Source organism: Variovorax sp. efr-133-TYG-130 (assembly GCF_030208835.1).
Taxonomy (GTDB): Bacteria; Pseudomonadota; Gammaproteobacteria; order Burkholderiales; family Burkholderiaceae_C; genus Variovorax.
On sequence record NZ_JARVTD010000003.1, the window covers coordinates 932,589 to 939,106 of the forward strand.

Sequence of the window (6,518 nt, forward strand, 5' to 3'; positions counted from 1 at the left end):
GGGCTCAGCGAAAGTCCGCGGACCCCGCCACCACCTTGCCGATCTCCTCCATCAGGGCACGCGCGCCCGGTGAGGGAAAGGCGCCCAGGCGCTGCGTCAGCCCGATCTCGCGGCGCGTCTCCTCGAGCGGAAAATCCAGCACCACCAGGCTCCCGTCGCGGATCTCGTAGCGAAGCTGGTGCGGCGAGATCGCGGTCAGCATGTCGCTCTCCAGCAGCAGCCCGCGCAGCACCGCGAGGTCGCCCGTCTCTACCGCCGGCAACGGCGGCGCCTGCCGCGCATTCGAGAAGAAGCGCTCCAGCAACTCGCGCGACGGCGAGCCCTGCCGCGAGAGCGTCCACCGCGCTTCGCGCAGCATCCTGAAATCGATGCGCTTTTCGCGGGCCAGCGGATGGCCGGCGCGGGCGATCACCGAGATGCGGTCCTCGAACAGCGGCTGCTGCTGCAGGTCTTTCACCTCGCCGGCGTTGTGGCGCAGCGCGCCGAGGATGAAGTCGATGTCGCCGCTGCGCAGCGACGCCGCCAGCGCGTCGTAGGGGCTCTCGACCGTCGAGACATGCAGCTGCGGATGCCGCGCCAGCAAGGAAGCGATCGCCAGCGGCAGGATCTGCGTGCGCCCGAGCGGCAGTGCCCCCACGGTCACGCTGCCCTGCAGGCTGCCTTCGCTGGCCGCGATGTCCGGCCCGATGTGCCGCAGCTCCGACAGGACGCGCTTGAAATAGAAGGCGACGATCTCGCCGGCCGGCGTCGGCGACAGCCCCCGCGCCGTTCGCGTGAAGAGCGCCACGCCGAGCCCGCTCTCCAGGTCCTTGAGCGCGCTGCTGATGGCCGGCTGCGTGATGCCGAACTCGCGCGCCACGGCGGGCATGTTGCGCTTCTGCGCAAGGCTGGCGACCACGGCGAGGCGGCGGCCGTTCAGGATCGAGGTGAAGAGCGAATGGACGTCCGCGCCGCCGTCCATTCCGCCGCGCGCCACAAGCTGCGTGCGCGCCTCCTCGAAGTCACGCTCGATGCGCAGCGCGCGCACCAGCACCAGTTCTCCGTAGGCGTTGAGCGCCATGCCCCGCGCGCGCCGGTCGAACAGCGGACGACCGAGCGCGGCTTCCAGGTCCAGCACCGATCGCGTCACCGCGGACGCCACCCGGTACAGCGCTTCCGCGGCGGCCGCCACGCTCCCCGCCGCGGCCACGGCGGAGAACGCACGCAGGTGCCGCAGGTTGATGCCGAGCGCCACGCTGTCGGCATGCCCGATAACTTTGTGATGTGCGGCTGGTGTGTCCACGGACTGCCTCTTTCGCCTGGATCATGCCTTTTTTACTCCGAGGGTTAACCCTTTTCGATAAAAAAGAATGATGGCAGCGCAACGCTTACTCACGCCACGCGACGCCGCGTCCGCGCAGACTTCTCTCATGCCTGAAGCCACCACTGCACACCGCCCGGAGCGCTGCGAATGATCATCGACTGTCACGGCCACTACACGACCGCCCCCAAGGCCCTGGAGACATGGCGCAACCGGCAGATCGCCGGCATCACGGCGCCATCGGAGAGGCCCAAGGTGTCCGAGCTGAAGATCAGCGACGACGAACTGCGCGAGTCCATCGAGAGCAACCAGCTGCGCCTCATGAAGGAGCGCGGCAGCGACCTCACGATCTTCAGCCCGCGCGCGAGCTTCATGGCGCACCACATCGGCGACATCGAGGTCTCATCGACCTGGGCCGCCGTCTGCAACGAGCTGTGCTTCCGCGTGAGCGAGCTCTTCCCCGACCATTTCATCGGCGCGGCCATGCTGCCGCAATCGCCGGGCGTCGATCCGGCCAGCTGCATCCCCGAGCTGGAGCGCTGCGTGAACGAATACGGCTTCGTGGGCATCAACCTCAACCCCGATCCGTCGGGCGGCCACTGGACCAGCCCGCCGCTTTCCGACCGGCACTGGTATCCGATCTACGAAAAGATGGTGGAACTCGACATTCCCGCGATGGTGCATGTCAGCACCAGCTGCAACGCCTGCTTCCACACCACCGGCGCGCACTACCTGAACGCCGACACCACGGCCTTCATGCAGTGCCTTACATCGGACCTGTTCAAGGACTTCCCGGCGCTGCGCTTCGTCATTCCGCACGGCGGCGGCGCGGTGCCCTACCACTGGGGCCGTTTTCGCGGGCTGGCACAGGAGATGAAGAAGCCGCTGCTGAAGGACCACCTGCTCAACAACATCTTCTTCGATACCTGCGTGTACCACCAGCCGGGCATCGACCTGCTCACGCGCGTGATCCCGGTCGACAACGTGCTCTTCGCGAGCGAAATGATCGGCGCGGTGCGCGGCATCGACCCCGAGACCGGCTTCAACTACGACGACACGCGCCGCTACATCGACGCCACGCCCATGCTCGACGACAAGGCCCGCCGCCAGATCTACGAAGGCAACGCGCGCCGCGTCTATCCGCGCCTGGACCGCGCACTCTCGCAAAAAGGACTCTGAACATGACGACCGCTCCCGTCCTCCAGGAACTCGGCGTGGTGCATCGCCGCGTGGCGCGCGCCGATGCGGCCGCCGTCGAGAAGCTGTCGCGCTTCAGCGTGTCCACCGTGCACGAGGCGCTGGGCCGGCTGGGCCTGATGGCGCCGCGCATCCGCCCCATCCACCCCGAGGCGCGCCTGTGCGGCACCGCCGTCACCGTGCTGCTGCAGCCCGGCGACAACTGGATGCTGCATGTCGCGGCCGAGCAGGTGCAGCCCGGCGACGTGGTGGTGGCCGCCTGCACCAGCGACTGCACCGACGGCTTCTTCGGCGATCTGCTGGCCACGTCGCTCAAGGCACGCGGCTGCAAGGGCCTGGTGATCGACGGCGGCGTGCGCGACGTGCGCGACCTCATCGCCATGGACTTCCCCGTGTTCAGCCGCGCCATCCACTCGAAAGGCACGATCAAGGCCACGCTGGGTTCGGTCAACGTGCCTGTGGTCTGCGCCGGCGCGCTGGTGCAGCCCGGCGACGTGGTGGTGGCCGACATCGATGGCGTGGTGGTGGTGCCGGCGCCGCTTGCAGCGCGCGTGGCAGACGCCGCGCAGGCCCGCGAGGCCAATGAAGCCGGCAAGCGCGCGCGCTTCGCGGCGGGCGAACTGGGGCTGGACATGTACGCCATGCGCGAGCCGCTCGCCAAGGCCGGCCTGCGCTACATCGACTGAGCGAGGGAACAACCCATGGCTCGCATCATCGGCGCCGTCGCCTGCTCGCACACGCCCACCATCGGCTTCGCGTTCGACAAGAACAAGCAGCAGGACCCGGTCTGGGCGCCCATCTTCGAGGCCTTCGCGCCGGTGCAGCAATGGCTGGCCGACAAGAAGCCCGACGTGCTGTTCTTCATCTACAACGACCACGTCAGCTCCTTCTTCTTCGACCACTACTCGGCCTTTTCCCTCGGCGTGGGCGAACTGCACGAGGTGGCCGACGAAGGCGGCGGCGCGCGCGACCTTCCTGCTCTGGCAGGCCATCCGGCGCTGGCGCGGCACATCGGACGCTCGCTGGTGGCGGACGAGTTCGACATGTCCTTCTTCCAGGACCGGGCGCTGGATCACGGCGTGTTCTCGCCGATGTCGCTGCTGTGCCCGCACGAGCCGGCATGGCCGATTCCGGTGGTGCCGCTTCAGGTGGGCGTGCTGCAGTCGCCGGTGCTGTCGGCGCGCCGCTGCTACAGGCTCGGCCAGGCGCTGCGCCGCGCGATCGAAAGCTACCCGGACGACATCGAAGTGGCGATCGTCGCTACCGGCGGCCTGTCGCATCAGGTACATGGCGAACGCGCGGGCTTCAACAACACCGCATGGGACGCGCAGTTTCTGGACCTGATCGAGAACGACCCGGTGCGGCTGACCGAGATGACGCAGGCCGAACTGGCCACGCTCGGCGGCATGGAAGGCGCCGAAGTCATCATGTGGCTGGTGATGCGCGGCGCGCTGTCGTCCAACGTGCGCAAGACGCACCAGAGCTACTACCTGCCCTCGATGACCGGCATTGCCACGGCCATCTACGAGAACCTGGCGAGCCCGCCGGTTGCCGGCGAGGTCGAGCGGCATCGCCGCCACATCGACGAGGAACTCGCGGGCGTGGAAGCGCTGCGCGGCACCTATCCGTTCACGCTGGAGACCAGCGTGCGCGCCTACCGCCTCAACAAGTTCCTGCACGGCATGACGCGCCCGGCGCATCGCGCCGCTTTCCTGGCCGACGAGGAAGCCGCCTTCGAGGCCGCGGCGCTGACCGCGGAGGAACGCGACATGGTGCGCCACCGCGACTGGCGCAGCCTGATCCAGTACGGCGTGATCTTCTTCATGCTGGAGAAGCTGGGCGCGGTGGTGGGCGTGTCGAACCTGCACATCTATGCCGCCATGCGCGGCCAGTCGCTCGAAGATTTCCAGCAGACCCGCAACGCGCCCGGCGCGCTTTATTCGGTGGCCGGCAAGGACGCGCCCCCGCAAGCCTGGAACAACGACGACGCAGCGCACCGCCCGGGGCGCTGAGCCCCGCCCGATTTCGAATCCGGAGACAACAAGCAATGAAATTACTTTCCCGACGCCTCTTCCTCGGCGTGGCCGCGCTGGCCATGTCCAGCCACTTCGGCACTGCCGGCGCGGCCGACGCGTTCCCGTCCAAGCCAGTCAAGGTGCTCGTGGGCTACAGCGCCGGCGGCGCGGTCGATGCCATCGCGCGTTCGGTGGGCCTGAAGATGTCGGCCATCCTCGGGCAGCCGGTGATCGTCGAGAACAAGCCCGGCGCGGGCACCAACATCGCGATCAAGTCGGTCATCACCAGCCCGCCCGACGGCTACACGCTGCTGCTGGCCGCCAATGCGCTGGCGGTGAACCCGTCGCTGTTCCAGCCCGCGCCCTACGACCTGGAGCGCGAACTGACGCCGGTGGCATCGGTCGGCCGCGTGCCTGTGGTTTTCACCGTGCGAGAGGAGTCGGCCATCAAGACGCTGCCCGAGCTGGTCGCGGCGGCAAAAGCCAAGCCTGGTGGCCTGACCGTCGCCACGCCGGGCAACGGATCGACGCCGCACCTGGCCATGGAGCTGTTCCAGCACACCGCCGGCCTGCAACTGCGGCACGTGCCCTACAAGGGCGGCGCACAGGCGCTCACCGACGTGCTCGGCGGCCATGTCGACGTGGTCGCGGTGAATGCGCTCGAGGCGCTGCCGCTCGCCAAGTCGGGCAAGTTGCGCGTGCTCGCGGTGATGAGCGCCGAGCGCTCCGCCGTACTGCCGGGCGTACCGACGGTGGCCGAGTCGGGCTACCCGGGTTTCGAGGCCAGCGTCTGGTATGGCTTCGTCGGTCCGGCCGGCATGCCCAGGGCCGTGGTCGACAAGCTGCACGACGCCGTGCAGAAGGCCATCGACTCGCCAGAGGTGCGGGCGCAACTCGCGGCGGCCGGCGGCATTCCGCTGCCGGGGCCGACCGAGCAGTTCACCAAGCTGCTGAAAACCGACTTGGCGCGCTACGGCAAGCTGATCCGCGAAGCCGGCATCAAGCCCGATTGACGAACGCCATGCCCACCAGCATCACCCGTCGCCAGGCCTGCCTTGCGGCAGCAGCGGCCGCTCTTCTGCCGGCAAGCCGTGCCGCCTGACCTTCCGGTAGATGCACATGAGCAGGACAATCCGGGGAATCGGCTCGATGGCCACGCGTGGCCTGATGCTGGAACTGACGGCGGTCTACACACGCTCGAGCGGTGTGTCGGTTGCCTTCGAGTCGGTCGGCGGCGTCGAGGCCGCGCGTCGCGTGTCATCGGGCGAGCCATTCGATCTGGTGGTGCTGGCATCGGATGCGATCGACAAGCTTGCGGCCGACGGCAAGGTGGATGCGTCGCGCAAGGTCGATGTGGTCCGCTCCGGCGTTGCCGTGGCGGTGCATGCGAATGCGGCGCGGCCCGACATCTCCAGCGAAGATGCGGTGCGGCAAGCGGTGCTGGAGGCCGAGCGCATCGCCTGCTCGACCGGGCCGAGCGGCGTGGCGCTGATGGCGCTGTTCGAACGTTGGGGCATTGCCGACACTCTCAGGGAACGGTTGATGCAGGCACCGGCCGGCGTGCCGGTGGGATCGCTCATCGCGCGAGGAGAGGCCGCGCTGGGGTTCCAGCAGCTGAGCGAGTTGATGGGGGTCGAAGGTATCGCATTGCTGGGGCCGCTGCCGGCGGAGATTCAGATCACGACGACTTTCTGTGCCGCGCCCGGCACGGGTACGTCGCAACACGACGCTGTGACTGACCTGCTCGCCTACATGCGCTCAAGAGAAAGCGAAGCGGCAAAGCGCCGCTTCGGCATGGAGCCTGCCGATACTTGAGCGATGGCTTTTGCTTTTTCCCCTCCCGGGTGAAGGCTGGGATGGGGCAGTGCCCAAGGAGCGTTGTGAATGGGATGAGGCCGTCATCCCCCCACCCCGGCCCTGCCCCGGGAGGGGAGGGAGAAATACCCGAAAACTAGACCCGCACCACCCGCCCAGGATTGAGCGTGTTCTTCGGATCGAGCCCGCGC

Annotated in this window: 6 protein-coding genes; 5 read left to right on the plus strand and 1 reads right to left on the minus strand. The window is 68.1% G+C overall.

Annotated elements, in window-relative coordinates; translation table 11 throughout:
• Window positions 1-4 precede the first annotated feature (4 nt).
• On the minus strand, window positions 5-1,282 hold the full coding sequence (locus tag QRN67_RS06445; RefSeq protein ID WP_285411131.1) for a LysR family transcriptional regulator: 1,278 nt from the start codon (window positions 1,280-1,282) through the stop codon (window positions 5-7).
• A gap of 168 nt (window positions 1,283-1,450) precedes the next feature.
• Between QRN67_RS06445 and QRN67_RS06450 the strand changes: the two genes are divergently transcribed.
• The 5 genes from QRN67_RS06450 (at window position 1,451) to QRN67_RS06470 (ending at window position 6,327) form a co-directional block, all read left to right on the plus strand.
• The gene (locus tag QRN67_RS06450; protein ID WP_285411132.1) at window positions 1,451-2,479 is read left to right on the plus strand and encodes an amidohydrolase family protein; all 1,029 of its coding nucleotides are present in this window, start codon (window positions 1,451-1,453) and stop codon (window positions 2,477-2,479) included.
• A 2-nt stretch (window positions 2,480-2,481) separates the two neighbouring features.
• On the plus strand, window positions 2,482-3,183 hold the full coding sequence (gene ligK, locus QRN67_RS06455) for a 4-carboxy-4-hydroxy-2-oxoadipate aldolase/oxaloacetate decarboxylase (protein WP_285411133.1): 702 nt from the start codon (window positions 2,482-2,484) through the stop codon (window positions 3,181-3,183).
• Window positions 3,184-3,198: 15 nt separating this feature from the next.
• Window positions 3,199-4,509, plus strand: a complete 1,311-nt coding sequence (locus QRN67_RS06460) for a gallate dioxygenase (RefSeq protein WP_285411134.1) — start codon at window positions 3,199-3,201, stop codon at window positions 4,507-4,509.
• Between the two features lie 35 nt (window positions 4,510-4,544).
• Window positions 4,545-5,525 carry a Bug family tripartite tricarboxylate transporter substrate binding protein gene (locus tag QRN67_RS06465; RefSeq protein ID WP_285411135.1) on the plus strand — a complete coding sequence of 327 codons (981 nt, stop codon included), beginning with the start codon at window positions 4,545-4,547 and terminating at the stop codon, window positions 5,523-5,525.
• Between the two features lie 106 nt (window positions 5,526-5,631).
• A complete protein-coding gene (locus QRN67_RS06470) occupies window positions 5,632-6,327 on the plus strand; it encodes a substrate-binding domain-containing protein (protein WP_285411136.1) in 696 nt (231 codons plus the stop codon).
• Window positions 6,328-6,518: the final 191 nt, after the last annotated feature.

Coding starts and splice junctions, on each gene's coding strand:
- QRN67_RS06460 (WP_285411134.1), top strand. CDS start 3,199: ATGGCTCGCATCATCGGCGCCGTCGCCTGCTCGCACACGCCCACCATC.
- QRN67_RS06450 (WP_285411132.1), top strand. CDS start 1,451: ATGATCATCGACTGTCACGGCCACTACACGACCGCCCCCAAGGCCCTG.
- ligK (WP_285411133.1), top strand. CDS start 2,482: ATGACGACCGCTCCCGTCCTCCAGGAACTCGGCGTGGTGCATCGCCGC.
- QRN67_RS06470 (WP_285411136.1), top strand. CDS start 5,632: ATGAGCAGGACAATCCGGGGAATCGGCTCGATGGCCACGCGTGGCCTG.
- QRN67_RS06465 (WP_285411135.1), top strand. CDS start 4,545: ATGAAATTACTTTCCCGACGCCTCTTCCTCGGCGTGGCCGCGCTGGCC.